We start from the raw sequence: 24,446 nt of genomic DNA, 5'->3' as shown, positions 1-24,446 counted from the left end.
TCAAGGCCCCGTGGTACGGGTAAAGCCCTCTCCATCGAGCGTGTTGCCGGAAAGGCGAACGTCGCGGACGTTGCTGAGGCAGAGCGGAGGACGAAGCAGATCGCGGAAGCGGTTGTTGAGGATGCGGAATCCGCTGTGAGGCGCGCCCCGCTGCGCGGGGCTGTAATCGAGCCGGCGTGCCATCACGCGAATCGCGCCGCTTCGGGGATGTTTCAGGAATCCGTGATCGAACCCGCAGTGCACGATCTCATTGTCCCGGATCACGACGTTGTGACAGAACGGGCCGTTGGGTGCGCCGGGTTCGTTGTGAAACGACATCGCGCAGGAGCTTGTTCCTCCGATCCGGTTCCCTGCGATAAGGACGTCCGAGGCCTTGACATAGATTCCGTACCGCCGGGAGTTGACGATCGTATTATCGATCAGGACGCATCCGCGTGCCATTGAGCGGTTCCAGATCTGGGTGCGGTCTTTCCCTGCGCCGACAAGCATATTCGTTACCGGTGCGTCGAGCCGGATGATCTGCTCCTCGGGCAGGAATTCCCTGACTGCGGCCGTGGCGGTGACCACCCCCGTATTCGGGTTCAGAAAATCGAGGATGTCGTCCCGCCGGATCTCGCCTTCCCGCGGAAGCGCGGCCTCGCCGCGGTTCGTCAGGCGCGCGATCCTCAGCCGGGTCGGAGAGATCTGTTCCGTAATCGAAAACGGGCGCGCGTAAACCACGAGCGCATCGTCGCTGATCCCCTCAAAGAGGCAACCCTCCACCCACGGCCCGATGCGTGACGACTGTACATGTACGGCGTCGGCGTTGCCGCCCTTCCAGAACCCCGGCATGATCGGGGACCGGCAGCGTATAACGTTCAACGCGTCCGTGCGCACGCTGATGTAGTGGCCCGCGGGCGTGTGGTACGTGGTCAGATCCATCGCTGTGATCTGCCGGCAGTATTGGGCAAAAAGAAACTCCGCATGCGTCCGGGCCAGCATGGTGAACCGGTCGCCGACCTTGAATCCGGCCCAGTACTCCGGACGGCCCGGCTGAATCGTGACCCGGAAGCGTCGCGTCCCGATCCGCCGGACCTCCTTATAGCGATGAACGTTCACGGCCCCGTGCATGACCCGGCCGGGGATCTCGGGGTCCAGTCGGTAGCCCCATCGCGCCGAAGCGGATTCAAACCAGGGGCGGTCGGGGCAGGGAAAGCGTCCGGGGATTCGCAGATCCAGGGTGCCCTCCCGCGGGTCGACCGCTTCGATCACGCCCGCCGTGTGAGGCTGAGGATCGTACTCGAACGTCCCGTCACGCAGGATTATGTTGCGGCATCGATCGAGATGTATGAATCCGGAAGCGGGGTCACGGATGATGAATCGCGCACCCGCGAAATCGATCACGGCGTTGGTGACAGATTCGAGCCGGGTCAACCAGCGCGAATCCCCGTCTGCGGAAGCGGGCGCGTTCAGTACGTAAGTGCCCTTTTCAAACAGAAGCCGAGTCGGCTCGGCGGATGCGGCGAGGGCGTTGAAGGCTGCCTGAACCGCCGCGAGGTCGTCCGCCCCGTCATCCGGCATCGCGCCGTACTCCCGCGCATGGATCGTGCGGGCGACTTCGAGGCTCCTCAATGGAGGCACCCTGAATTCCGGCTATTTCCGAATCTCTCAACGGGGTGATTTCGATTTGATGTCGATGGATACTGGTTCATCGGGCTGTCCTATACTGTGCGGAAACGGGTTGGGATTTGCGCAGGGATATCTACGTCTCCGACTGTGAGGAATATCATGTCAGTGAAGGCATCGAGCGTGCGGAATCCGCTGGCGCGGTTCTTGACGATTTTGACGATGCGGTTGAGCCCCTCGGCTATGGCATTGGTGAGCCGTGAGTTAACGAAAGCGAGGACGCCGAAGTAGTGCTGGCGCAGCGTGGTGACGAACTTGCGCAGAGGTTCCAGACGGCTTCGAAGGGCGGAGGTCGTCCAGCTCTTGAGGAAGCGTTCGGCAGCCCAGGGTGCCTTGTATTCCCAGAACTGCTCGAACTCGTCCTTCAGCCGCCATGCTCTATAGATGCGGTTGTTGGCCTTCTCAAGTGCCCGAAGGGTCTGGGTGTCGTCTTTGGATCGCGTTGAGGAGTGACGGTAGAGAAGCCAGCGCAGTCCCTTCAGAGCCTTGCGCTCGTCACCGCCGGCCAGCCGCCACTGCTCCTTACGCACACCGTCGACGGCCGTGTTGAGGGCTTTGACGATATGGAAACGGTCCAGGACAAGCGTGGCATTCGGACAGTGCGCCTTGATGGCCCCCATGAAGGCATCACTCATGTCGCAGCATGCCCACCGGATCTGTTTCTTCTGGTAGTCGCTGAGCACTTCATGGAAGAAAACATCAATGGTTTCGCGCTTCTTGCCCCTCCCGACCCACACCACACACGAGCGGTCCAGGTCGTAAACCAGTGTGGCGTACTTGTGGCCTTTGGCGTAGGAGATCTCATCGATGCCGATGGTCTTCAGCCCTCGAATCCGGTGACCGTCGCGGATACGGGTAATCGTCCGGTGGAGCACATCGGAGAGCGTGGAACGGGGGATACGCAGCAACTGGGCCGCCGCCTTCTGCGTCATGATCTGGCAGTACTTCAGCATCACGTACTCGAAGCGATAGGTGACACGCGCGAACCGCCCCGCCCAGGGGATCGCTTCAACCACCCGTCCGTGGGTCGGACACCAGATCTCCCGGGGGCAGTGTTGAAGCCATACGGTCCACCCGCAGACGGGGATGTCCCGCCACCGCCGCGGCTCGGGCATCACCCGAACAATGGTTCCGCGGCGGCCGCACTCCGGACACCGGCACCCGTTCTTGTGTGGCGTCACCGTCACCACGAAGTTGCTCCTCCCCTCGAAACCGAAGCCCACTACGCGCAGCCCCTTGAATCTCAACAGCTTCGCGACTACTCTGTTCCCGGTCATAGGTCGTGCTCCTTTCCTGCTGGTCGTCTTCGAACAACAACCAACAGTATGGACCGACCTATGGCCGTGTCACCTCCCTAAAGAAAGCCGTTGAGAGATTCGGATTGAGCCTGAATTCCTCCGGACTTGGCGACGACTCGTCGTTTCGCGCCGTCATCGGAACCGCCGGGCCGGACCGGACGGGGTACAGGCCCGAGGTGCAGAGGATCGTGAGGATGACTATGGTCCGAATCGGTGTTTTTTGAAGCCTTATCATGGGGAAAGATTGACGAATGCTGCACATTTATGCAAAGTAATTTCACGTCTCCACCATGAAATCCGGAGAAGGTGTTTTCCCGTGAATAAGACGGATCGACCCAACATTCTGCTGGCGATTGCGGATGACGCGTCCCACATGAGCGCCTGTGGTGATCGTTTCCTGACGACCCCCGGGTTTGACCGCGTGGCACGGGAGGGCGTGCGTTTCACCGCCGCCTTCACGACCAACCCCAAGTGTGCCCCGTCGCGTGCGTCCCTGCTGACGGGGCGTCACACGTGGCAGCTTGAGGAGGCCTGCAATCATTTCAGCCTGTTTCCGGACCGTTTTGCCGTATATCCCGATCTGCTCGAGGCGGCCGGATACCACATCGGGTTCACGGGCAAGGGGTGGGCGCCCGGCAATTATGAGGCGGGAGGGTTTTCTCACAATCCCGCGGGTCACGAATGGAACGCGCGCACGCTGACGCCGCCCGCGGATTCAATGATCTCGTCGACCGACTACACGGCGAACTTCGAGGCCTTCCTGTCGGCGCGGCCGGAGGGTGCGCCGTTCTGCTTCTGGTACGGCGGCCGCGAGCCCCACCGCGCCTATGTGCCTGGCGAAGGACGGCGCGGCGGCAAGGACCCGGACACGGTCGAGGTCCCGCCCTATCTGCCGGACGATGCGGCGGTGCGCGAGGACCTCTGCGACTACGCCTATGAGATCGAGTGGTTCGACGCCCACCTCGTCAACATGATGCGTATCCTCGAGGACCGGGGCGAACTGGACCGGACGCTGGTGATCGTCACCTCCGACAACGGGATGCCGTTCCCGCGCGTAAAGGGACAGATGTACGACTACGATTTCCGGATGCCGCTGGCGATTCGCGGACCGGATGTCGCGAAGCCGGGAAGGGTCGCAGACGATCTCGTCAGCTTCATCGATTTCGCGCCGACCATCCTCGACGCCGCGGGGCTCCCGCCCCATGAACAGATGAGAGGGCGGAGCCTGATGCCGCTGCTGCGCTCCGGACGCGGGGGGGCGGTCGGCGGCGACCGGACCCGCGCGTACATGGGACGCGAACTGCACGATCTCGGGCGCGAGGGCGACGTCGGGTATCCGGTGCGCTGTATCCGGACCCCGCGGTATCTCTATGTGCGGAACTACCATCCGGAGCGGTGGCCCGCCGGCAATCCGGAGACCCTCTTCACGAACTGCGACGGGTCCCCGACGAAGGACCGGGTCATCGAGCTGCACGAGACGGGGGTGACGTCGTTCTACTACGCATTGGCTTTCGGCAAACGTCCCGCCGAGGAGTTGTACGATATTGTCGAGGACCCCTCCTGCATGACCGATCTCGCCGCACGACCGGAATACGCCGGGCTTAAGGAACAGCTGCGGACCGAGCTGGAGGACGAACTGCGCGAGACCGGCGACCCGCGCGTGTTCGGAAACGGGGATATCTTCGACCGCTATCCCACGTATAATCCGACGTCGAGCACCTGGAAGCGCTGGATGGACGGAACGTTTGAGATCTCGGATCATCTGAAATACTAAAGAAAGGAAGGATGCCTCATGTTGAAAATGCTGCGTCTGATCGGGTTGTTCGTTCTTGTTCCCGCCGCCGCGGCGGTACGCGCCGGGGTGGATTTTGCGCCGATATTTAATGACGGCGCGGTGCTCCAGTGCGGGATGGAGGTGAATGTCTGGGGCGACGCCGATCCCGGGGCCGGGGTGGAGGTTCGGCTGGACGATGAGGTCGTCGCGAGCGGGACGGCCGACGCGGACGGGCACTGGCGCGTGACGATCCCGCAGCAGGCCCCGGGCGGCGGGCACCGCCTGATCGCCCGAACCGGAAACGGGTCGGCCGAAGTCAGGGATGTATGGTTCGGCGAGGTCTGGCTCGCGACGGGGCAGTCGAACATGGTGGTGCCGCTCAGCGGATCGCACGGCGGGAAAGAATGGCTTCAGAAGACGCTGCCCGACATCCGTTTCGTCAAGGTCCCGAACCGGGTCGGGCTGCCCGTGCAGGAGGATTTCACGCCGGAGGATCTCGCATGGGAGACGTTCAGGCCGGGGGTGAACCACCAGATTGCGGCGGTGGCGTTCTATTTCGCGGAAAAACTCCGAACCTCGACAGACCGAAGGATAGGGATCATTCAGAGTTCCTGGGGCGGGACCCCGGCCGAGTCCTGGACCCCGCTCGATACCCTGGACCGGCATCCGGAACTCGAACACTACGCCGACATGGTGCGCGACTCGATGATTTCGGGGCGGACCCCGGAGGAGTTCCGGGAGGATCAGGACGAATTCGAGCGGCGCTTCGCGGAGTTCAGGACGTGGGTCCGGGAGGGGCGCAAGGGATCGGGCCCGGGAAATCCGGGGCCCTGGCCGAAGGACAATCCCTGGAGCCCGAAGTGCCCCACGGTGCTTTACGAGAACATGATCGTCCCGCTCGTCCCGTACACGGCGCGCGGGGTCATCTGGTATCAGGGCGAATCGAACGCGGGAGATCCGCAGGAGTATCGCGTGCTGTTCCCCGCGATGATCCGTTCATGGCGGCGGGCCTGGGACCGGCCCGACTGGCCGTTTTTCTTTGTCCAGCTCGCCGCCTTCGGCCACCCCACCCTGGACTGGCCCGGGCTGCGCGCCGCCCAGACCTATACACGCGACACGCTCGACCATACCGGGATGGCGCTGGCGATCGACTGCGGCGAAGAAAAAGATATCCATCCGAAGGCGAAGCGCCCCGTGGGAGAGCGGTTGGCCCTGCTGGCGCTCGATCAGGTTTACGGCCGGGATGTCGTCTCACGCGGCCCGTCGCCGGAACACGTGAACGCGGACGGTGCAGCGGTGCGCGTGGAGTTCGAGTATGTCGCTCAGGGACTGGAGAGTTCGGACGGCGCGGCGCGGATCCCCGGCTTCGAAATGGCCGGTCCGGACGGTGTTTTCCATGCGGCGCGCGCGCGGATCGTCGATGAGGACACCGTGGAGCTCCGCTGCGATGCCGTCGCCGAACCGGACGCGGTCCGCTACGCCTGGCATAACTGGGTCGAACCCCCCGTCACCCTGCAGAACAGCGCGGGACTCCCCGCCGAACCCTTCCGTGCAGACGATTTATGAACCGCCCGGCCCGGGCTTGAGATGCGCATCCGGACCGGTCGATTGAATGGAGGCGAAGGGTGAAACGACTGCGTTGCGAAGGGCAGGAGGATCCGCCTGCGGTGGATGCCGGATCTCCGGCGCTCAGCTGGAACTTTGAGCCGGGCGAGCGTCCCGTGGCGATTCAGGTTCATGCAGCGGGCGACGAAAAAGCGCTGCAGGACGGCGAACTGCTGTGGGACAGCGGATGGGTCGAGCCCGCGGTACCTGCACTGCGTTATCGGGGCCGCGCCCTTGACGCTTATGAACCCGTGGCCTGGCGCGTCCGATGGCGGGATGCCGAAGGCGGGGTTTCGCCGTGGAGCGACACGGCGCGCTGGCGTATGGGGGTGCTGGACGCCGCCGGATGGCGCGGCCGCTGGATCGGACGCAGCGATCCGCTCCCGGGGGTGCGGGACGACGGCCCGACGGCGCGCGCGCTCAATCTTCGTTCATCAGCATGGATCTGGGCGGTAGAGAAAGAGGGTGACGTGAAGCCGCGCACCCAGCAGGCCCAGCGTCCAGGAACACGGTACGCCTTCTCCAGGACCTTCCGGTGCGGGGAGAAGGTGGAGTGGGCCGTACTCCGCATGGCCGTGGACGGGACCGAGACGGAGGTGCGCGTCAACGGCACGCTGGCTGATCTGGTCACGACCTCCGCCAACGGGGGCGCCGACTCCTGGGTCCTCCCGGTCGATCTGGATCTCAAACCCTTTCTGCGGCCGGGAGAGAATCATCTGGAACTCAGCACCCACCAGGTGCGCGAGCATGAGGGCTACGGGATTCAGGCGACCCTGGCGATACGGGATGAGGAGGGCGAGCACCGCATCCTCACCGACGATTCATGGTCGGCACGCCATGCGCCCGACGGGGAGGAGCGCGAGCTGCTGCAGTATCCGCCCATGTGGAGGGTGCCGCGGCAGATGGCCCGGCTGCGCGACGACCGGTGGGGACAGACCCGGTCGACGCCGCGGCTGCGGAAGACATTCCGGATCGAAAAACCCGTCCGCTCCGCGATCGCATCCGTCTGCGGCCTCGGCTTCTGCGAGTTGCGGCTCGATGGCCGCCGCGCCGGAGACCGGGAACTCGATCCGGCCTTTACGAATTATGAGCGCCGCGTCTTTTATGCGACCTGCGATCTCACCGCCCAATTGCCCCGGGGAGAGCACCGGCTGGAGGTGTGGCTCGGCAACGGATGGTATAACGTGTGCAACTACGAGTTCTTCGATCTGGATCTCGCCTCGTGGCGTGACGATCCGAAGGCGCTCGTTCAACTCCGCATCGAATACGAGGACGGCGGAATCGACTGGATCGTCACCGACGAGACGTGGGAGGCCGCCCGCTCCCCGATCGTATTCGACGGCGTCCGCAACGGCGAGGTCTACGACGCCCGGCTCGAGGACGGGGTCTCGTGGGGGGAGGTCCGGGACATGTTGCCCCCCCGCGGAAGGCTGGAAGCGGCGCGCTTCCCGCCCGAGCGCGCCGTGGAGGAACTCCGCGCCGTTTCGATCGAGGAGACCCCGCGTCATACGTTCCTGTTTACGTTTCCGCGCAACATCAGCGGCCGCCCGCGCCTGAGGGTGTCGGGACCCGAGGGGACGCGTGTGGTGATGCGCTGTTTCGAAGCGCCGGACAACCGGTTGCAGGCCTGGACTCATCAGGGGCCGTACCAGACCGACACCTTCATCCTCAGGGGCGAGGGCGATGAGCTGTACGAGCCCCGCTTCACCTACCACGGATTCCAGTGTATCGAACTGAGCGGATTTCCCGGCGAGCCCGCGGAAGACAGCCTGACTGCGGTAGTGGTGCACACCGATCTCGAATCCGCGGGTTCGTTCGAGTGCTCCTCGGACCTGCTGAACCGCATTCAGAAGGCCACCCGCGCCTCGTTTCTGAATAATTATCACGGATTCCCGACCGACTGCCCCACGCGCGAGAAGGCGGGGTGGACGGCGGACGCCTACCTCGCCGCTGAGACGGGGCTGATGAATTTCGATGCAGCCGCCGTCTATTCCAAGTGGATTGACGATCTTCTCGACTGCCGGCATGAGGACGGCAGGATCCCGGACATCGTGCCCACCGACACCTGGGGGTATAACGGGTTCTTCGACTGGGACTGCGTGATCATCTGCATGCCCTGGCAGCTCTACCTGTACACGGGTGACGAAGAAATCCTGCGGCGGACCTTTGAGGCGATGAGGTCCTGCCACGACTGTTATTACTCGAAAGCCGCGGACGGGATCCTCGATGCCGGACGCGGCGACTGGTGTCCGGAAACGAGCATCACCGCGAAGGCCGTCACCGTAACCGCGCTGCTGGCCGACAGTGCGAGGATTATCGCGAGAGCGGCGGCACGTCTGCAGATGGAGCGGGAAGCTGCGCGGTACGCCGCGCGCGCCCGGGAGATCGCCGCCTCATTCCGGCGTGAGTTCCTGCACGAGGACGGCACCGTGGCGAACGGCACCCAGACGGCCCAGGCATGCGCCCTCTACCACGAACTGGTCCCGGAGGAAAACCGCGCAGCCGTGGTCGAAAAGCTCGTCGACGCCGTCGAGGCGGCGGACGGACACCCGGACACGGGCATTTTCGGCGCCCGGTACCTGCTTCGGGTGCTCAGCGCCCACGGCCGCCACGAACTGGCCTGCCGCCTCGTCCTTCAGAAGACCTACCCGGGGTACGGCTGGTGGATGGAGCAGGGCTATACGACGCTGCCCGAATCATGGTCGGTGGACCGCTCCGCGAATCACATCATGTTCGGCGACGTAAGCGCCTGGTTCTATGCCCACATCGCCGGCATACGGCCGCTGGAGGAGGCCCCGGGGTTTGCCCGTTTTCGGCTGGAGCCGAAGGCGTGCGAGGCGCTGACCCGCGCGAAGGCGGCGTACCTATGCCCGTACGGGGAAATCGTAAGCGACTGGTCCCGCCGCGGGGACGAGGTCGAATACCGCTTTGTGATCCCGCCCGGGACCTCCGCAGAACTGGTGCTGGAAACCGAAGGGGGTCGGGTGTCGGAGACGCTGACTCCCGGCACGCACCGCAGAACCGCGCCGATGCTCCGGGGCCGGTCCTGAGCCGGGCGAGACCGGATCCCGGAACCGCGGGTTACCCGTCCCCGGCACCGTACTGTTCGAGTACGTAGTCGAGATCCTTGTCCCCGCGTCCGCTGAGGTTCACCAGGATCGCGTCGTGGCGCCTTTCGCGCGCCAGTTCGATAGCGTAGGACACGGCATGCGCGCTCTCCAGCGCCGGAATAATCCCCTCAAGGCGGCACAGCCGGTGGAAGGCGTCCATCGCCTGCCGGTCGTCCGCGGTGACGTACCGGACGCGGCCCTCGTCCTTGAGAAAACTGTGCTCCGGGCCGACGCCGGGATAATCCAGTCCGCTCGCGCAGGAGTAGACCGGTGCGGGATTGCCTTCTTCATCCTGCAGCAGGTAGCACTTGAAGCCGTGAATGATCCCTTCGCGCCCGTAACTCATGGTGGCGGCGTGGTTGCCCGTTCCGTCGCCGCGCCCGAGGGGCTCGACCCCGTAAAGCCTCGCCGCGGTGTCGAGGAATCCCGAGAAGATGCCCATCGCATTGCTTCCCCCGCCCACACACGCGCATACGGCGTGCGGATCGGTCCCGGTCATCTCGCGGAACTGCTCGCGGGCCTCGACCCCCACGACGTGCTGAAAGTCGCGCACCATGAGGGGGAAGGGGTGCGGCCCCACCACCGACCCGATGCAGTAGATCGAGTTGCGGTAGTCCGCGAGATACGCCTGAAAGGCGGAATCCACCGCCTCCTTGAGCGTCCTGAGCCCGAAGGTCACCGGCACGACGCTCGCGCCGAGCAGCTTCATCCGGCTGACATTCGGGGCCTCCTTCACGATGTCGACCTCGCCCATGTGGATCTCGCACTCGAGACCGAAGCAGGCCGCCGCGGTCGCCAGCGCCACGCCGTGCTGGCCGGCGCCGGTCTCGGCGATCAGCTTTTTCTTGCCCATGTGTCGCGCGAGCAGCGCCTCGCCCATGCAGTGGTTGAGCTTGTGGGCTCCGGTGTGATTGAGGTCCTCCCGCTTGAGGTAGATCTGAGCGCCGCCCGCGTACTCCGAGAGCCGCGCGGCGTGGTAGACCGGCGTGGACCGGGTCGATATCAGCGAAGAGCGCACCCGGCTGCGAAGCCACGTGCGACAGTTCCGCCGGAGCATGACCGGGAACGAACCCGCGGGCAGGACGCTGGATTTTCTCGCGCAGGAAATGCTGCGCGAAATCAACACGATCGGGGCCAAGGCGGGCGATCTCGAGATCGCCCGCGCGGGAGTCGCCGTCAAAACCGAGCTCGAGCGCATTCGCGAACAGAGCCAGAACGTGGAGTAGCCGCATGCATCCGCCCGACGTATCGTTCCCCGAACCCGTCCCGCCCCGACGTCCGCTCCTGGTGGTGGTCTCCGCCCCCTCGGGATCCGGCAAGAGCACGCTCGCCCAAAAACTGCTCGACCACTTCCCCGGCCTCGTTTTCTCCATCTCCTGCACCACCCGCAAGCCGCGTCCGGGTGAGGTCGACGGCCGCGATTACCACTTCCTGTCCGAGGAGGAGTTCGAACGCCGCGTCAGGGAGGACGCCTTTATCGAACACGCGGTCGTCCACGGCCGTCGTTACGGGACGCTGCGCGAGTCCGTGCGCGAGACCATGGGACAGGGCTCGGACGCGCTGCTGGATATCGACCCGCAGGGCGCGGAACAGGTGCGCGCGATCGTGCAGAAGGCCTCGCCCGACGATCCGGTCCGCCGCGGGTTCGTGGATATCTTTATCGTCCCGCCCTCCCGCGAAGAACTTCGCCGCAGGCTGGAGGCGAGGGGAACGGAAACGCCCGAGGATATCGCGCGGCGCCTCTCCGTCGCCGCCGCGGAGATGCGGTACCGCCCAACCTACCGGTATACGGTCGTCAACGACCGCCTGGACGAGGCCTTCGATCGCCTGAAGGCGATCGTCCTCGCGGAACATTGCCGGAATATGTCCCCGCAGGGATAGGGATGGGTAGAGGGAGGGAGAGGGAAAGAAGAGTTGTTGGGTTGTTGGGGGAGAGGGGGGAAGATGCCTTTTGCGTGCGCCGATGGAAAAAACCTTTTCTGGAGGGCCCCCGCTTTGTCGGGGCCGTAAATACGGACGCGACAGAGCGCGTCCCTCCACGGGGAAAATGAACGGACGCGACAGAGCGCGTCCCTCCACGGGGAAAATGAACGGACGCGACAGAGCGCGTCCCTCCACGGGGAAAATGAACGGACGCGACAGAGCGCGTCCGTCCAACGCGGAAAACGCGTTCTTTTGGGATCAGGCGTTCCCGACTGTTTCGCCGGGGATTCTGCGTCCGGTAAACTGAAGCTGTCCCACGGCGCGGGCAGGTTCGTTGATCCGACGGATCAGCATGCCGACGCCCGCCGCCGCGATATCCTCGATCGGCCAGTCGATCGTACGCATCGGCTTCATGCCCTCGGGAACCGGAAGGGCGTCGAACCCGCAGATCGAGATGTCGTCCGGGACGTTTATCCCGGTGGAGGACAGGTGATGGATCATTTCATAGCCCAGGTCGTCATGAGCGCAGATCCATGCGGTCACCCCTTCCTCAATGGCGCGATCCACCCGGTTCCAGGCCGGGCCGTCGGCATGGTCCCAGATATTTACGGACCAGTCGGGGCGGTATTCCATATTGAAGAGCGCCAGCGCCTCGACATAGGCCGCGAACCGGGAGAGGGCGTAAGAGGCCGTAGACTTCCGGCAGTAGTACCCGATTTTCCGGTGTCCCCGTTCCCTCAGATCGAGGATATGATGACGCACCGCGGTTCGGTCGTCCTGTCCCACCACGTCCATCTCAATGCCGGGGTCGTGGTAGTTCAGGCGCACGCAGGTCTTCCTTCCGGAGATCGCGTCCACCGTTTCGGCGGGGAGGAAGCCGGTCAGCACCAGTCCTGACAGATTTCTGTTCCGCAGAGAAGAGGGGACGTCGTCGATGGAGCGAATATCCGCCGCCTCGCTTTCGGAAATATACTCGACGTGCAGTAGCACGTTGCGTTCATTGGACGCATCCGTCGCTCCGTGAAGGATCCGCATCGGCACGACGGAACTGGAGGATGTGCTCTCATCGGGCGTGCACAGCAGCAGGCCGGCCACCAGGGATTTCTGGCGGCCCGTGCCCTTGCGTGTCGGCGTCTTCGCCGTAGCCGGGAGGCGGTACCCCATCTCGCGCGCCGTGTCGATGATCCGCGCCGCCGTGCTTGACTTCGGCCCTGTAACATTTCGCAGCACCCGGCTCACCGTCGCCCGCGACAACCCCACGCGCTCGGCGATCTCCTGCTGTGTAACCTTCTCTCTTTTTCTGTTCATGAACGCGTATTTAGCACAGTGGAAGCGATTTGCACCACAAAAAATTACAGCCTTGTTCGGGTTGGAACGCCGTACGCAATCGAATCGGAGGTTCGTACGCGATCACGGGTTATCTTTGTCGCTGAAACGCCGGAAAACATAATGCAATTTCAGTAGCATCCCATAAGGCCCCATATCGGGGCACAGGACTTACGTAACCCCTTGCCCTGCAAGGGTCGCACTTTTTCTCCGAGCTATGTTTCATTTGATAATTTTCGCGATCAAGGATGCCCCTGTTTTTAAATGCGCCCGATGCTGTCCCACATCTCAGAGAGGGGACAACCCTAATCCGGGCAAATAGGCTTGTTGTGGGGCCCATTGCATCCGGAAGCTGCCCTGTGCTGTCCCATAGGATTTCAAATAAGCGAGCAGATGAAGCCGTTGCCACAGAACCGCGCGCAGGCAGGTAAACAACCGCGTAAAGCTGTGCGCCCAATCGCTGCAGGTATGCAGAAAGCGGAGCAACACGTACATCAGCAGCGCCGTCCAGAGCTGCCACTCAATCGCCTTGCGGTTGTGCCCGAGGAAGTCGCCCAGGTGCAGCGTCTGCTTGATCTGTTTGAAGAAGGTTTCGATGTTCCATCGCGCCTTGTACAGATCACAGATGCTCGAGGCCGCCCACTCGAAGTTGTTCGTAAAGAAGGTCATTATCCGATCCTCGCCGTTGATCTCGATGCGGGCCACGATCCGGCGCATGCGCTTCGGATAGTCCTTTCGCTTACCGGGATTCTGAACGAGCACGAGATCGTCACGCAGGATGCGCCCCGCGGGCTTCTTCACCAGCCGCTTCACGCAGCGCAAGTTCATGCTTTCTTTCACGCGGCTCACCCAGAAGATACCCCGCTCGGCCAGTCTGAACAGATGCGTATAGTCGATGTAGGCCATGTCAAACACGGCGATTTCACCCGCCTTGAGGCCTGCGCACAACTCGTGCGCCTTGGTGCTGTCGTGCCCCCTGGCCGAGTCGACAATCGCGAAGGCCGGCAGGAAGCTCTCCAGGTTCAGCCGCAGGTGCAGCTTCGCGGCCGCCTTGCGCCGCCGGTGCTTCGCCCAGTCCATGCAGTTGGCGAACAGCTTGATCGTCGTGGAGTCCAGGGCATACACCGTTCGTTTGAAGCGCCTCGGCAGTCGGCGGAACTTCACGCCACCGAACCCCGGTCGCAACGTCTCGAAGTACTCGAGCACCGACCAGAAAAGCTCCTCGGCCATTTTCGGATCGCGGGTCTTGTTCGCGTGCGAGAGCCCGTTGCGGCTCGGTGGCTTGGCGCCACGGATGCTGGCCATCGGCGCCCGATGGGCGCGCAGCACGTCCACCACGTCGTTCAGCCCGATCGCATGGGTGAACTGCGCATAGAGCATGCTCACCAGATGGCTCCAGGGCGTGATGCCCCTCGACTTGATCCCGTGCTTGCGCGCAAGTTTCGGCACAAGGTGCGGCGGAATGAGTTCACAGACCTGGCGAAAAATGGCACGCTTACTCCCGGCTCGACTGGCTGGCATCACGCAATCTCCTTTGGGTTAGACTCTGAAGAAGATTGTAGCCAGTCAGTCAGCCATTACAATTTTCGTCCTTCGCGAATGGGATGCTAGTGATGCAATTATTTTATCCATTCTCTTGATCGCACCGCGCCTTTACGGAATAATGCCCTTACCTGACCGTTAAAAGATACGGAAAAGAGCTGAACACTATGACGGAAGAACGAACCATGACGGCCGCTGTTCTTCGTGAGCCGGGACGACTCTCGATAGAACGGGTCCCTGTTCCGGAGCCGGCGGAGAACGAGGTCCTGATCCGGGTGCGGATCAACACGCTGTGCAGTGCGACGGACAGCGAGGTGATCGCCGGCATCCGGAAAGAGGGGATGAACAGCATCCTCGGCCACGAGATGGCGGGGACGGTTGAGCGCACGGGTTCGCGCGTCACGCGGTTCGCGCCGGGTGACCGGGTGACGATCGATGCCTGGGGGTCGTATGCGGGATACGTCTGCGTGCCGGAGGATCGTGTGCTTCCGGTGCCGGAGGCACTGACCTGGGAAGAGGCCTCGCTGGGCGAACTGACCTACAAGGTGACGCACATGGCGCTCGGGCGCATCGTTCCCGGCGACACAGCCGTCGTTCTCGGGCAGGGACCGGCCGGTCTCCTCTATACCCAGTTCTGCCGGCTCTCCGGCGCGTCACGGGTCGTCGTGACGGACCCCAGCCCGATGAAGCGGAAGCTCGCCCTGGAGCTGGGGGCCGACGAGGCCCTGGATCCCGCCTGCGAGGATCTGCCCGGGCAGGTGATGGCGGCGACGGGCGGGCGTGGCGGGGATGTGGTGATCGAGGCTTCGGGCCGGGCCGCGGCCGCGGAGCTGGCCCCGCGGGTGACGCGGCCTTACGGGGCCACGATCATCCAGTTCGGCGTGGTGGCCGAGCCGGTCCGGTACGTATTCATGCGGATGCACGACAAGGGGCACACCCTGCTCTCGTACGGGAGCTTCAAGGACCGCACGGACCGTTTTTCGTTCGAACGCGCCCTGCAGCTGCTGGCCGAACGCCGCATCCGCGTCGACCGGTTCATCACTCACACCTATCCGCTTTCGGAGATCAACGAGGCGTTTGAGACCTACGCCCGGGATATCAATCACGTAATCAAGGTCAGAATTACCAGCGAGGAGGAAGGATAATGCAAATTCCCGAAACGATGAAGGCCGCGATGGTTACCGCCCCGGGTCAGCTGGAGGTGCGCAAGGTTCCGGTGCCCGAGTTCTGGAGCGAAAAGTGCATTCTTCTCAAAAATGAGGCCACCTCTATATGCAATCTCACGGATAAGCATCTGATGGACGGCGCCGAGGTCCATAACGGCCCGCCGGGCACGAACACCTCGACCGACCCCTACATCCTCGGTCACGAGATCTGCGGTTCGGTGGTGCGCAAGGGAAGCGAGGTCGACGACGTGGATATCGGCGACCGGCTTTCCGTGCGCGGATGGTTCGCCTCCGGGGGGTTCGCCGACTACGTGGTCATCGACCGCGACTACCTGAAAATCCCGCCGGCGATGTCCGTGGAAGACGGTGCGCTGCTCGAGATGGCCGCCGCCGTGTGGCTGATGGTCGAGCAGGTGGTCCGTCTCGGCGATACCGTGTGTCTGCTCGGTCACGGCGGTGCCGGAAATTATTTCCGCAGGATGATCCGCGCCGCCGGCGCGGCCCGGCTGTTCGTGGTCGAACCGATCGCCGACCGGCGGCAGTACGCCCTGGAGCAGGGCGCGGACGCCGTGATCGACCCGTACGGCGAAGATCCCGTGGCGCGCATCGAAAGCCTGACGGACGGCGAGGGCGTGGATGTCTGCATCGATGCCTGCGGGGAGCCGGACACGATCAATCTCATGAGCCGCCTCCCCCGCCGGCTCGGCAGGGTGGGGATGTTCGGCGTACCCACCGAACCGGTCCCGGACGGCAACTTTTTCTGGATCCATGAGAAGGCGCTGGCGGTCTATTCGGCGGGCCACCATTACGACTACACCGAATGGGCGCACATCAAGTCGCTCGCCCTCGTGGAAAACGGCATAATCGACTTCGACGATCTGATTACCCACCGCATCAGGCTCGACGACGTACCCGATATGATCGAGCGCATCCGCGCCCGGAAGGAACACATCCGCAAGGTGCTTGTGGAATTCGGAACCTGAAGGCCATGAGTGAGTGGACCGTTAACGCAGGGGGGTATGATCCCGACGCCGCAGCCTTCCGCGCCTCGCTTTTCACGCTCAGCAACACCCGCATGGGACTGCGGGGCGCAGAGGACGAGGGAGCTGCGGAGGCGAATCCCGGGCTGTATATCGCCGGACTCTTCGACCGGTCCGAGGCCCTGGCCCCGGAGATCGTCACCTTTCCCGACCCCCTGACGCTTCGGCTCGCCTGCGGGGATACCCGATTCGGACCGCACACCTGCACCGTGCACGATTACCGGCGGGAGCTGGATATGCGGGGCGGACTGCTGCGGCGCAGCTGCATCCTCAAGTCGCCCGACGGGGTGCGGGTCGCGCTCGAAAGCCGGCGTTTCCTCAGCTTCGACGATCCCCGCGCCGCCGCGGCCGAACTGACGTTCACCTTTGAGAACTATTCGGGGCCGGTGCGCGTGGAGACCGTTTTTGACGCGTATCTTCCCAGCCGCGAAGGCGGATACCGGTACGACGAACAGATCCGGCACTTCAACCTCGTCGGCTTCAACGATCCGTACGAGGAGGACTTTCACGCCCGCCTCGCGCTTCGCGACCGCGGGACGCATGTTGAGTTCGCGACCTTCCTCGGCGCTGAAACCCCGGTCCTCCGACGCGAACGAAAGATTTTCTGTGAAAAGGTGGCGGAGTCGGTCGAGCTGGACGTCACCGCCGGCCGGCCGGCCACGGTCGTCAAATACGCGGTGGTCGACGACGCCCGGCGGAAGGATCCGGAGCTGCTGGCTGAAGATGCGGATCTCGTCCTGGCGCGTATGAAGCACGCCGGATTCGACGGAGAACTCGCGCGGTCCGCATCCGCCCTCGGCCAAAAGTGGGCGTCGGCGGATGTGACGATCGAGGGCGATGAGGACGCGCAGCGATTGATCCGCTATAATATCTTCCAGCTTCTCGGGCTCGGGGCCGAAGACCGGGACGACTTTTCGATCGGGGCCAAGGGGCTTTCGACCGAGCACTACGGGGGCCATTATTTCTGGGACACCGAGATCTTTCTGCTGCCGTTCTATCTCAATACCGCCCCCGCCGTCGCCCGCAATATCCTCTCATTCCGGGCGCGCACGCTCGATGCGGCGTGCCGCCGGGCGCGGGAACAGGGGTTCGAGGGGTGCCTCTGGCCATGGCAGTCCGATGAACTCGGGAATGAGGGCATCCGCCAGATCGTAACCGACGACGGACGCGCCCTGCGTCGCGATATCCTGGATCAGCGCCATATCGTCTCGGACGTCGCCTGGGCCTGCTTCCGCTATGCGGAGCAGACGGGAGACGAGGCCTTTCTGCGCACGCGGCTCATGCCGCTGATTGTCGAGTCGCTGCGTTTCTGGAAGAGCTTCCTGTCCCGGCGGCAGGGACCCGACGCGGGAGCGTATCACATCCGGAACGTGATGGGACCCGATGAGTATCACACCGGGGTGGACGACAACTTTCACACGAACTTTCTCACGAAGAGGGTCTTCGAACGCTTCTTCTCGTGGTGGGACGGCGCGCCGCCGAAACATCGCGACGAGGTTCGGGACGCGTCCGGACTCGGGGATGACGAACTGGATACGTTTCGCGACATCGCATCCGGACTCCATGTCCCCCGCGCGAAGGACGGCGTGATCGAGCAGTTTGCGGGCTATTTCAACCTCGAAGACCTCCCGCTGAAGGAGTACAGCGAAGCGGGTCTGCCCCGCTACCCCGACCCCTCGGTCGGCCGGGGGCTTCCGGACGCCGAGCGACAGGATGCGCTTCAGGCGCATGCCACCCGGACCCGGCTCATCAAGCAGGCCGACGCGATCCTGCCGATGCTCCTCGAGCCGGATGCCTTCGACGGGGACACGGTTCGCGCGACGTTTGACTATTACGACCTCCGCACGCTCCAGTTTTCTTCGCTCTCCCCCGGGGTATGCGCCGCGGTCGCCGTCCGCGCCGGCCGGCTCAAACGCGCGAAGGCCCTGTTCCGGCTGGGTGCCGCCATGGACCTGGAGGACATCAAGGAAGAGACCGCCGGAGGACTCCACACCGCCTGTCACGGCGGGGCGTACAGCGGGGTGGTACAGGGTTTTGCAGGCGCGCGTGTCACCCCGGACGGTCTGCAGATTGATCCGCGCCTGCCGGAGGGATGGAAAGCCGTCGCATTCACGCTGCGCGTGCGCGGCGCGGAAATCGTCGTGCGCTGCGCGCCGGAAGAGGTCCGCGTGCGGGTCCGCCGCTCACCCGGTCTGCGGCTGAGTTCGGGCGGCGTCACGGAGTGGATCGAGGGAGACGGCGAATACCGTTTTGAGCGGAAACCGGAGAATACATCATGAGCCGACCTGAAAAACCCAACATACTGCTGCTGTTCCCGGACCAGCTTCGCGCCGATTACCTGGGCTGCTACGGGGCGGATTTCGCGCGGACCCCGAATATCGACCGCCTCTGTTCGGAAAGCGTGAAGTATTCGCACTGTTTTTCACCCTCCCCGCTGTGCGTCCCCGCGCGGGCCTCGATGCTGACCGGCCGGAACGCGATCCGGACGGGCGTCTTTCACAACGATCACTGGCTCCGGCCGGACCACGCCCGGTGCGGCATGCCCACATGGCCGGAACGGCTCGCCCGCAACGGCTACTGGACCGAGGCGATCGGAAAGATGCATTTTTATCCCTGGGATATCAGCGAGGGCTTTCTGCACCGGAGTATCGCGGAGGACAAGCGGCATTACCTCGTCAGGGACGACTACTGGCACTACCTCAGGGCGCACGGTCTCGAGAAGTACCACGCGAAGGAGAATCCGGGGTATTTCGAGCATAAAGGCGCGGCCCCCAGCCGTATTCCGTTCGAACACCAGGTGGATATCTGGTGCGCGGACCGCGCGGTCGAGTTCCTGGAATCGTACGACTCAGACCAGCCGTTCGCCTGCATGGTGGGCTTCCCCGGACCGCACTGCCCCTACGATCCCCCGCAGGATATCGCCGAACAGTTCGACCCCGAAGACATGCCGGACAGCATCCCCGAAAACGAGATCACGGATCAGTTCCGCGACGCCTTCCTGGCCGGCATGCGGCTCGACTGGAACGGCGTAGACTACCGCGAGTTCAGCGAACCCCAGCGTAAACGGATCAAGGCCTACTACAGCGCCCTGATCCATCAGATCGATATCGGCGTCGGGCGCATCCTTGATGCCCTGGAGCGGACCGGCCGGATCGAGAATACCGTGGTCATTTTCGCCGCCGATCACGGCGAGTATGCCGGGGATTACGGCTTTGTCGGCAAAAGCCACTTCATGCGTCCGAGCATTCATGTGCCGCTGTTTATCCGTATGCCGGACTTCGCGGAACCCCGTACGGTGGATTCCGTCGTCTCGCTTACCGACCTGTGCAGCACCATCCTCCGTATCAGCGAAACGCCTTTCAGCGAGAGCGACGACTCCAAAGTGCTGCCCGGACTTCCGGGGTATGACGGAACGGAGCGCGACTACCTCTTCGCCGCGTCTTCGCTCGGCTACATGGTCGTCAGAGAACCGTGGAAGTATACGCGCTATTACAGCGGCACGAAGGCCCTTCACAACCTTGAAGACGATCCGGACGACCGCACGAACCGGCTTGACGATCCGGCATGCCGCGGGGTGATCGAGGAGCTTTCGGAGATCATGAACCGGGAGATCGATGCCTCGATCATGGACGCCAATGACGAGAAAATCGTGGAGCGCGGAGGCCTGTGCGGCGAAGGGGCCTTTGGCGAGCGCGGCTGGCAGCGTACGTATCCCGCCGACCCGAAAGATTTCGTGCCCCACCACCTCGTCGAGATCGAATGATGTGGAATGCTGAAAGGCCCGGCAGGAAAATGCGTCGGATAGCGGGTTTTCTCCTGCTTTCGCTGGTCTTCGCGGCTGCTGCGGAGGATATGCGCTTTACCACGGCACTCGGGTATTCCGCGGTGGACACCCCGTCCTACTCGCTGCAAATCCGGCACGACCGATCCGTGCCGTCCACCTCGGTCGAATTCTCGCCGGACGGATGGGACGCGGAGTGGATCCTTAAGGAGTTCTCGCTGGTGGATGCGGGAATCCGGTATTCGTTCAACTTCGACAGGGACCCCCCGGATGCGTATCCGATCGCCACCGGACCGGTATTCAACGAGTTCCACCTGGTGAACATCGTTCTTCGGGCCGAGGACGGGAGCGCCTGGCCGGGGCTCGCGGAACTCGGATTCTACGGCCATGCGGACCGTCTCTATGTCAAGGTGCGGTTCGTGACGTATGCCTCGGACGGAACGGGATACGTCGTGCATAACGACGACGGGATCGCATCGGACAATTTCGTCTACGAGGCGCGGGAGTGATTCGGAAACTTCAGCGGAACCTCGCCCGTCGCCTCCGTGCGGCTCGCGCTGGCCTGTTCACAGGATTTTCGTGCACTGGACGACACCGTGAGCGATCGCGTGATCATCCCGTCGGCACACATGGGATTCCTCTCCACCTCTCCGGAAACGGGTCACTTCTCGACCGGGGCCTCCGCCACGAATGTACTCAGCCTCACCTATGCGCCGGATGAGACGTGGGGCGTCAACGAGACGCATGAATTCGGGTTTATGGCGGCGCCCGGCGATGACGAGCGGCAGGTCGGTGCGGTGTTCGAAACGCATAACCGCAATGCGGGACTCACAGTCGACGCTTCCGGACGGCCGGCGGGGTTTTCGCCGATGCGCGGCGTCTGGGAGGTCTCCGTGCCCTATTATGCCGGAGTGGAAAAAGGCGTCATCCGGAGTACGGATATATCCGTCAGCAATGCGTTTCCGGGAGCGGCGGACCTTGTGGTGGATCATCGGAGCGCATGGGGAGGTTTTGCCGCCTCCTATCTGCGCGACGAGGCCGGAAGCCCGGACTTCGCGGAAATGCAGCATTATATCAATTACCCCGAAAATGCCGGCGTGGGCGAAAGCGGAGGAGGGCGTCAGTACTACCGGCATACGGTCCCGGAGGACGAAGTCCTCCGGTATACGTTTCAGACCCTGTACAGGGGAGGAAACACGAATGCCGCCGGTTTTCATTATGACTGGATCCAGCGCGACACCCTGAGCCACCGCCCGAACCTTCAGGCCATTTCCCATTACACGATAAACCGCCAGGGTGACTACTCAGGTACCCCTCTCCCAGAGGACGGTTGACGATAACGGGCGACGAGAGCGGTGGACGATAGGCGCTTCCAACTCGTGAGCCGTTCTCGTCGCCCGTTCTCGTTAGCCGATTCCAGATGGGCTATACGGGATCGAGACGATGGCGGCAAGTCGGGATGGCTCCGCCTGGATTTGCGAGGGGGCGAGTGCGAGTAGGATCGGCGAGGTCCGTTCATCCGCGGCAGAGGCTACGAGGTATTGAGCGCCGGAACGAAGGGGTTTCCGCTGAACAGGCGGGTCAGCGCATCCATAGCGCCGACGGCATTCTTGCGGGCGGTTGAGATGTAGCTTCGAATGCGGCAGAAGGCTTGGGCGCCATCCTTGGTTCGGAACATGCCCGAGATTTTCTGCTGCACCTTCATCATGCGCAGATCGCGCTCAGCCTGATTGTTGTCGAAGGGCACGTTGAAGTCGTACATGAACGCAAGCGCTTCATCGCGGTGCTCGTCGAGCCGTTCGAGCAGGTTACGGGCTTTGGTCTTCTTGCGGCGGCCCCGTCGTTTCTTCGCGTTGCGCGGCAACGGCGGCAGCGGATTCTGCGCGTAGCCTTCGTCGAGGACTTGCTGGTAGCGGGCTTCAAAGGCTTGGATCTGCTCTGCCGCAAGATGGCCTGCCTGTGCGTTGCACGCAGACAGGTCGGTGCTCTGCTTCGCATGATCGACGGCCTCTTTGATGTCGAGCAGGCAGTCGATCATGTGGTCGGCCCAGTCCTGCTGGTGCTGCTCATGCGCAAAGATCAGTTCGCGCAAGTGATGGGCGTTGCAGAGGCCATGGAGGCAGTCGTAGCCGAAGTACGGTTTCCAGAAGTCGTGAACGGCGCGTCCGAGGAAGTCGGGCAAGATGCCGATGTCATCGATCGCTTCGCGGCCGCGTTTGCGATGGATGTCATAATAGGTTGCCTGTGCGGTCGAGGCCGAATGCAGCCACCACAGCTTGCCGTCTACCCGTGAGCCGGTCTCGTCGAAGTGTGCCACGGCGGCCTGCTCGATCAACTCCTTGATCTTCTCGACGGGGTCGGCGGCCAACGTGTGGGATTGGGTGATGATATTGCAGAGCGTGCCTTCGCTCATCGGGCAGCCGAAGAAGTCATTCAGCAGTTCGCAGGTTCGGTCATAGGGCAGGAACTGATAGTTCTTCAGGTACACGGCCGCAGCCTTGATCCCCTCGCCGTATTGCACGGGAGCGTTGACCCCTTCGGGGAACGCGGCTTTGTTCAGATGGCCGCAAGCGCAGGTTTTGGTTTCAGCCTGGTGCTCGGTGACGATCAGCCGCAGGGGTGGCAGGTCATGGACTTGACGCTTTTCGATGCCCTCGACGGATTGATCGGCTAGAGAGCGGCCGCAGTGTTCGCATTCCTTCACACGGTGCACTTCGGTGTGCTCGGGCTTGTCGGCCATCGCGAGCGTATGGCCGGTATGGCCGGGCTGGCCGCCGGACTTGCGCTTGCCCTTCTTGCGCAGGCTTTTGGGCGCAGGTTTCTTGAAGCCGTCGCTGGAGGGCGGTTTGCTGCTGTTGCGCGAGTTCTTGGCAAGCTGCTCTTCCAGGTGGCGGACGCGTTGATCGCTTTGGTCAAGACGGCTTGTCAGGTCTTGAACTTGACGCTCCAGTGAATGGATTCGTGCGTCCATCATCAACAGCACCCGCACGACGGTGTCCTTGCCGGCGTCGTAGATCGCTTCGGCCTCTTGGCGTGTCATCACCTGCCCGCCCTCCCTTCGGTTCGGGAGCAGGCGGGTGCGCACAACTCCCGCCGGAAGTCCGGGATGAGCGGATACAGATACACGTCCTTGACCGGCGCCTGGATGCGGCGGTCTCGATCGTTGCGGGTCCGCCCCTGCGTTGCGCCCAGGCGCATCCAGTTCGCGGCCCGGTAGCAGGTGCCTTTGAATCGGGAACGGTCCACGAACGTTTCCAAGGCATGCACGGGATGAGCGTACTTGCCCTGCCAGTCATCCCGGATGCGCCGGGCAATGAGGCCGAGGACGTGGCTGGCCAGATGCGGGACTTCGACCCAGGGCAGGATCAGGAAACGCGTATTGTTGGTCAATGCCTGAAGATTGCGTTCACGGCAGGCCCGATCCCAGCCGAGGAAACGATCCCGATCCGCGCATTTCCATGCCGCCGAACCGAACAGCGCACAGGCCACGAGCCGACCGTGCCGGTCGCGGATCAGATAGCGCAGGTTCTCGCCCACCGTGTTGCGATGGCCCAAGTAGTGGTATCGGCCCAGCAGCCCTTTGAACAACTGCGAGTTATCCGAACGTGGGGCGACAAGGTCTGCCGACAGGGGCCGCAATGCGCTCAGGTCAGAGCGAATCGGTTCGGCGGCAGGTTCTACGGCAGGCACGCACCGGTTGCGGAAATGATTGGAAGACGGGCGTTGACGCGCCGGCAACTCGATGCATCCGCGTCGCTCCAGCTTCAACAGCAGGGAGCGCGCCGCCATGTCCTTGATACGGCCCTGCGCGTTGCGCCAGTTCCAGCAGCGGCACAGTTCTTCGCTCAGGCGGGTACGCCCCCAGTCCCGATGCTCTGCCATCAAATCCCGGATCAAGGCGATCTCGCCGTCCGTGATTCTCCGCCCCTGAATGACCATAGCCTGTGCCATGGTCAGCAGCGTAGAAGACCACGCGATCCGAGTCCAGCAGAAAATCGGGTTTTTTCTGTTGCGCTCGGGGGGGGTAGACTACGATTGTTTCAGTGGTAGCGCCATGGTGGGGCTACCTGAGTAGTTACAACACGGATTGAACTGACGGATGAGCCGAAGGCGTTCTATCGGATCGATCCGTTTTGAGACAGCTGTGAAACGGGACCGTTAAAGAAATCAGCACCGAAGAGGAGAGTCGAACGATGAGGTACAAGGGAAAGATTGT

The 24,446-nt window shown here is 63.2% G+C and carries 18 protein-coding genes; 11 read left to right on the top strand and 7 right to left on the bottom strand.

The genetic code is table 11. The features are described 5' to 3' along the window. Both L21SP4_RS06690 and L21SP4_RS06685 read right to left on the bottom strand, forming a co-directional pair. Nucleotides 1-1,620, bottom strand: a complete 1,620-nt coding sequence (locus L21SP4_RS06690; protein WP_160300732.1) for a right-handed parallel beta-helix repeat-containing protein — start codon at nucleotides 1,618-1,620, stop codon at nucleotides 1-3. A gap of 80 nt (nucleotides 1,621-1,700) precedes the next feature. Next, nucleotides 1,701-2,942 (bottom strand): ISL3 family transposase, encoded by a 1,242-nt coding sequence (locus L21SP4_RS06685; protein WP_052881181.1) that lies wholly within the window; start codon nucleotides 2,940-2,942, stop codon nucleotides 1,701-1,703. A 337-nt stretch (nucleotides 2,943-3,279) separates the two neighbouring features. Here L21SP4_RS06685 and L21SP4_RS06680 point away from each other — a divergent pair, with 337 nt between their 5' ends. From L21SP4_RS06680 to L21SP4_RS06670, 3 genes are read left to right on the top strand one after another with little or no spacing between them, the layout of a single operon-like run. Then, complete coding sequence (locus tag L21SP4_RS06680; RefSeq protein WP_052881928.1) at nucleotides 3,280-4,737, top strand: sulfatase family protein; 1,458 nt, start codon at nucleotides 3,280-3,282, stop codon at nucleotides 4,735-4,737. Nucleotides 4,738-4,755: 18 nt separating this feature from the next. Next, nucleotides 4,756-6,303: a sialate O-acetylesterase gene (locus tag L21SP4_RS06675; protein ID WP_052881927.1), complete on the top strand. Its 1,548-nt coding sequence runs from the start codon at nucleotides 4,756-4,758 to the stop codon at nucleotides 6,301-6,303. 59 nt (nucleotides 6,304-6,362) lie between these two features. Next, nucleotides 6,363-9,392 carry an alpha-L-rhamnosidase gene (locus tag L21SP4_RS06670; protein ID WP_144413784.1) on the top strand — a complete coding sequence of 1,010 codons (3,030 nt, stop codon included), beginning with the start codon at nucleotides 6,363-6,365 and terminating at the stop codon, nucleotides 9,390-9,392. 31 nt (nucleotides 9,393-9,423) lie between these two features. On the opposite strand, the gene trpB is transcribed toward L21SP4_RS06670, so the two are convergent. Continuing rightward, nucleotides 9,424-10,509: a tryptophan synthase subunit beta gene (gene trpB, locus L21SP4_RS06665; RefSeq protein WP_082116592.1), complete on the bottom strand. Its 1,086-nt coding sequence runs from the start codon at nucleotides 10,507-10,509 to the stop codon at nucleotides 9,424-9,426. Here trpB and L21SP4_RS12385 point away from each other — a divergent pair. After that, the gene (locus tag L21SP4_RS12385; protein ID WP_074041405.1) at nucleotides 10,439-10,678 is read left to right on the top strand and encodes a DUF1732 domain-containing protein; all 240 of its coding nucleotides are present in this window, start codon (nucleotides 10,439-10,441) and stop codon (nucleotides 10,676-10,678) included. The genes trpB and L21SP4_RS12385 overlap by 71 nt on opposite strands. A 4-nt stretch (nucleotides 10,679-10,682) precedes the next feature. Then, nucleotides 10,683-11,333: a guanylate kinase gene (gmk, locus tag L21SP4_RS06660; protein ID WP_052881925.1), complete on the top strand. Its 651-nt coding sequence runs from the start codon at nucleotides 10,683-10,685 to the stop codon at nucleotides 11,331-11,333. 300 nt (nucleotides 11,334-11,633) lie between these two features. Here the strand turns inward: gmk and L21SP4_RS06655 are convergent, their stop codons facing one another. Together L21SP4_RS06655 and L21SP4_RS06650 are read right to left on the bottom strand one after the other, a co-directional pair. Further along, nucleotides 11,634-12,683: a LacI family DNA-binding transcriptional regulator gene (locus L21SP4_RS06655; RefSeq protein ID WP_074041404.1), complete on the bottom strand. Its 1,050-nt coding sequence runs from the start codon at nucleotides 12,681-12,683 to the stop codon at nucleotides 11,634-11,636. A 306-nt stretch (nucleotides 12,684-12,989) separates the two neighbouring features. Beyond that, nucleotides 12,990-14,222, bottom strand: coding sequence for an IS4 family transposase (locus L21SP4_RS06650; protein WP_052881923.1), 1,233 nt, complete (start codon nucleotides 14,220-14,222; stop codon nucleotides 12,990-12,992). A gap of 206 nt (nucleotides 14,223-14,428) precedes the next feature. On the opposite strand from L21SP4_RS06650, the gene L21SP4_RS06645 reads away from it, so the two are divergent. From L21SP4_RS06645 to L21SP4_RS06620, 6 genes are all read left to right on the top strand, one after another. Next, nucleotides 14,429-15,388: a zinc-dependent alcohol dehydrogenase gene (locus tag L21SP4_RS06645; RefSeq protein ID WP_160300730.1), complete on the top strand. Its 960-nt coding sequence runs from the start codon at nucleotides 14,429-14,431 to the stop codon at nucleotides 15,386-15,388. Beyond that, nucleotides 15,388-16,392 carry a zinc-dependent alcohol dehydrogenase gene (locus L21SP4_RS06640; protein WP_052881921.1) on the top strand — a complete coding sequence of 335 codons (1,005 nt, stop codon included), beginning with the start codon at nucleotides 15,388-15,390 and terminating at the stop codon, nucleotides 16,390-16,392. Before L21SP4_RS06645 ends, L21SP4_RS06640 begins: the two co-directional genes overlap by 1 nt. A gap of 5 nt (nucleotides 16,393-16,397) precedes the next feature. Continuing rightward, nucleotides 16,398-18,728 carry a glycoside hydrolase family 65 protein gene (locus L21SP4_RS06635; RefSeq protein WP_052881920.1) on the top strand — a complete coding sequence of 777 codons (2,331 nt, stop codon included), beginning with the start codon at nucleotides 16,398-16,400 and terminating at the stop codon, nucleotides 18,726-18,728. Next, nucleotides 18,725-20,212, top strand: coding sequence for a sulfatase family protein (locus tag L21SP4_RS06630; protein ID WP_052881919.1), 1,488 nt, complete (start codon nucleotides 18,725-18,727; stop codon nucleotides 20,210-20,212). The genes L21SP4_RS06635 and L21SP4_RS06630 overlap by 4 nt, the downstream gene beginning before the upstream one ends. A 29-nt stretch (nucleotides 20,213-20,241) precedes the next feature. Then, nucleotides 20,242-20,739, top strand: coding sequence for a hypothetical protein (locus L21SP4_RS06625; RefSeq protein WP_052881918.1), 498 nt, complete (start codon nucleotides 20,242-20,244; stop codon nucleotides 20,737-20,739). 87 nt (nucleotides 20,740-20,826) lie between these two features. Next, a complete protein-coding gene (locus L21SP4_RS06620) occupies nucleotides 20,827-21,564 on the top strand; it encodes a hypothetical protein (protein WP_144413783.1) in 738 nt (245 codons plus the stop codon). Nucleotides 21,565-21,761: 197 nt separating this feature from the next. Here L21SP4_RS06620 and tnpC read toward each other — a convergent pair whose 3' ends face one another. Together tnpC and L21SP4_RS06610 are read right to left on the bottom strand one after the other, a co-directional pair. After that, nucleotides 21,762-23,204, bottom strand: coding sequence for an IS66 family transposase (gene tnpC / locus L21SP4_RS06615; protein WP_417999896.1), 1,443 nt, complete (start codon nucleotides 23,202-23,204; stop codon nucleotides 21,762-21,764). A 65-nt stretch (nucleotides 23,205-23,269) separates the two neighbouring features. After that, the gene (locus tag L21SP4_RS06610; RefSeq protein ID WP_201774601.1) at nucleotides 23,270-24,181 is read right to left on the bottom strand and encodes a Druantia anti-phage system protein DruA; all 912 of its coding nucleotides are present in this window, start codon (nucleotides 24,179-24,181) and stop codon (nucleotides 23,270-23,272) included. Between the last annotated feature and the right edge of the window lie 265 nt (nucleotides 24,182-24,446).

Source organism: Kiritimatiella glycovorans (assembly GCF_001017655.1).
In the GTDB taxonomy this organism is placed as follows: domain Bacteria; phylum Verrucomicrobiota; class Kiritimatiellia; order Kiritimatiellales; family Kiritimatiellaceae; genus Kiritimatiella; species Kiritimatiella glycovorans.
Note: the sequence above shows the minus strand (reverse complement) of the source record. Positions and strands in the feature narration are given on the sequence as shown.

Excerpts from the sequence above, each read along its gene's own strand:
- L21SP4_RS06610 (WP_201774601.1), bottom strand. The coding sequence starts at position 24,181 with ATGGCACAGGCTATGGTCATTCAGGGGCGGAGAATCACGGACGGCGAG.
- L21SP4_RS06640 (WP_052881921.1), top strand. The coding sequence starts at position 15,388 with ATGCAAATTCCCGAAACGATGAAGGCCGCGATGGTTACCGCCCCGGGT.
- L21SP4_RS06650 (WP_052881923.1), bottom strand. The coding sequence starts at position 14,222 with ATGCCAGCCAGTCGAGCCGGGAGTAAGCGTGCCATTTTTCGCCAGGTC.
- L21SP4_RS06625 (WP_052881918.1), top strand. The coding sequence starts at position 20,242 with ATGCGTCGGATAGCGGGTTTTCTCCTGCTTTCGCTGGTCTTCGCGGCT.
- L21SP4_RS06635 (WP_052881920.1), top strand. The coding sequence starts at position 16,398 with ATGAGTGAGTGGACCGTTAACGCAGGGGGGTATGATCCCGACGCCGCA.
- L21SP4_RS06685 (WP_052881181.1), bottom strand. The coding sequence starts at position 2,942 with ATGACCGGGAACAGAGTAGTCGCGAAGCTGTTGAGATTCAAGGGGCTG.
- L21SP4_RS06655 (WP_074041404.1), bottom strand. The coding sequence starts at position 12,683 with ATGAACAGAAAAAGAGAGAAGGTTACACAGCAGGAGATCGCCGAGCGC.
- trpB (WP_082116592.1), bottom strand. The coding sequence starts at position 10,509 with ATGCTCCGGCGGAACTGTCGCACGTGGCTTCGCAGCCGGGTGCGCTCT.
- L21SP4_RS06675 (WP_052881927.1), top strand. The coding sequence starts at position 4,756 with ATGTTGAAAATGCTGCGTCTGATCGGGTTGTTCGTTCTTGTTCCCGCC.
- gmk (WP_052881925.1), top strand. The coding sequence starts at position 10,683 with ATGCATCCGCCCGACGTATCGTTCCCCGAACCCGTCCCGCCCCGACGT.
- tnpC (WP_417999896.1), bottom strand. The coding sequence starts at position 23,204 with ATGATGGACGCACGAATCCATTCACTGGAGCGTCAAGTTCAAGACCTG.
- L21SP4_RS06645 (WP_160300730.1), top strand. The coding sequence starts at position 14,429 with ATGACGGCCGCTGTTCTTCGTGAGCCGGGACGACTCTCGATAGAACGG.
- L21SP4_RS06630 (WP_052881919.1), top strand. The coding sequence starts at position 18,725 with ATGAGCCGACCTGAAAAACCCAACATACTGCTGCTGTTCCCGGACCAG.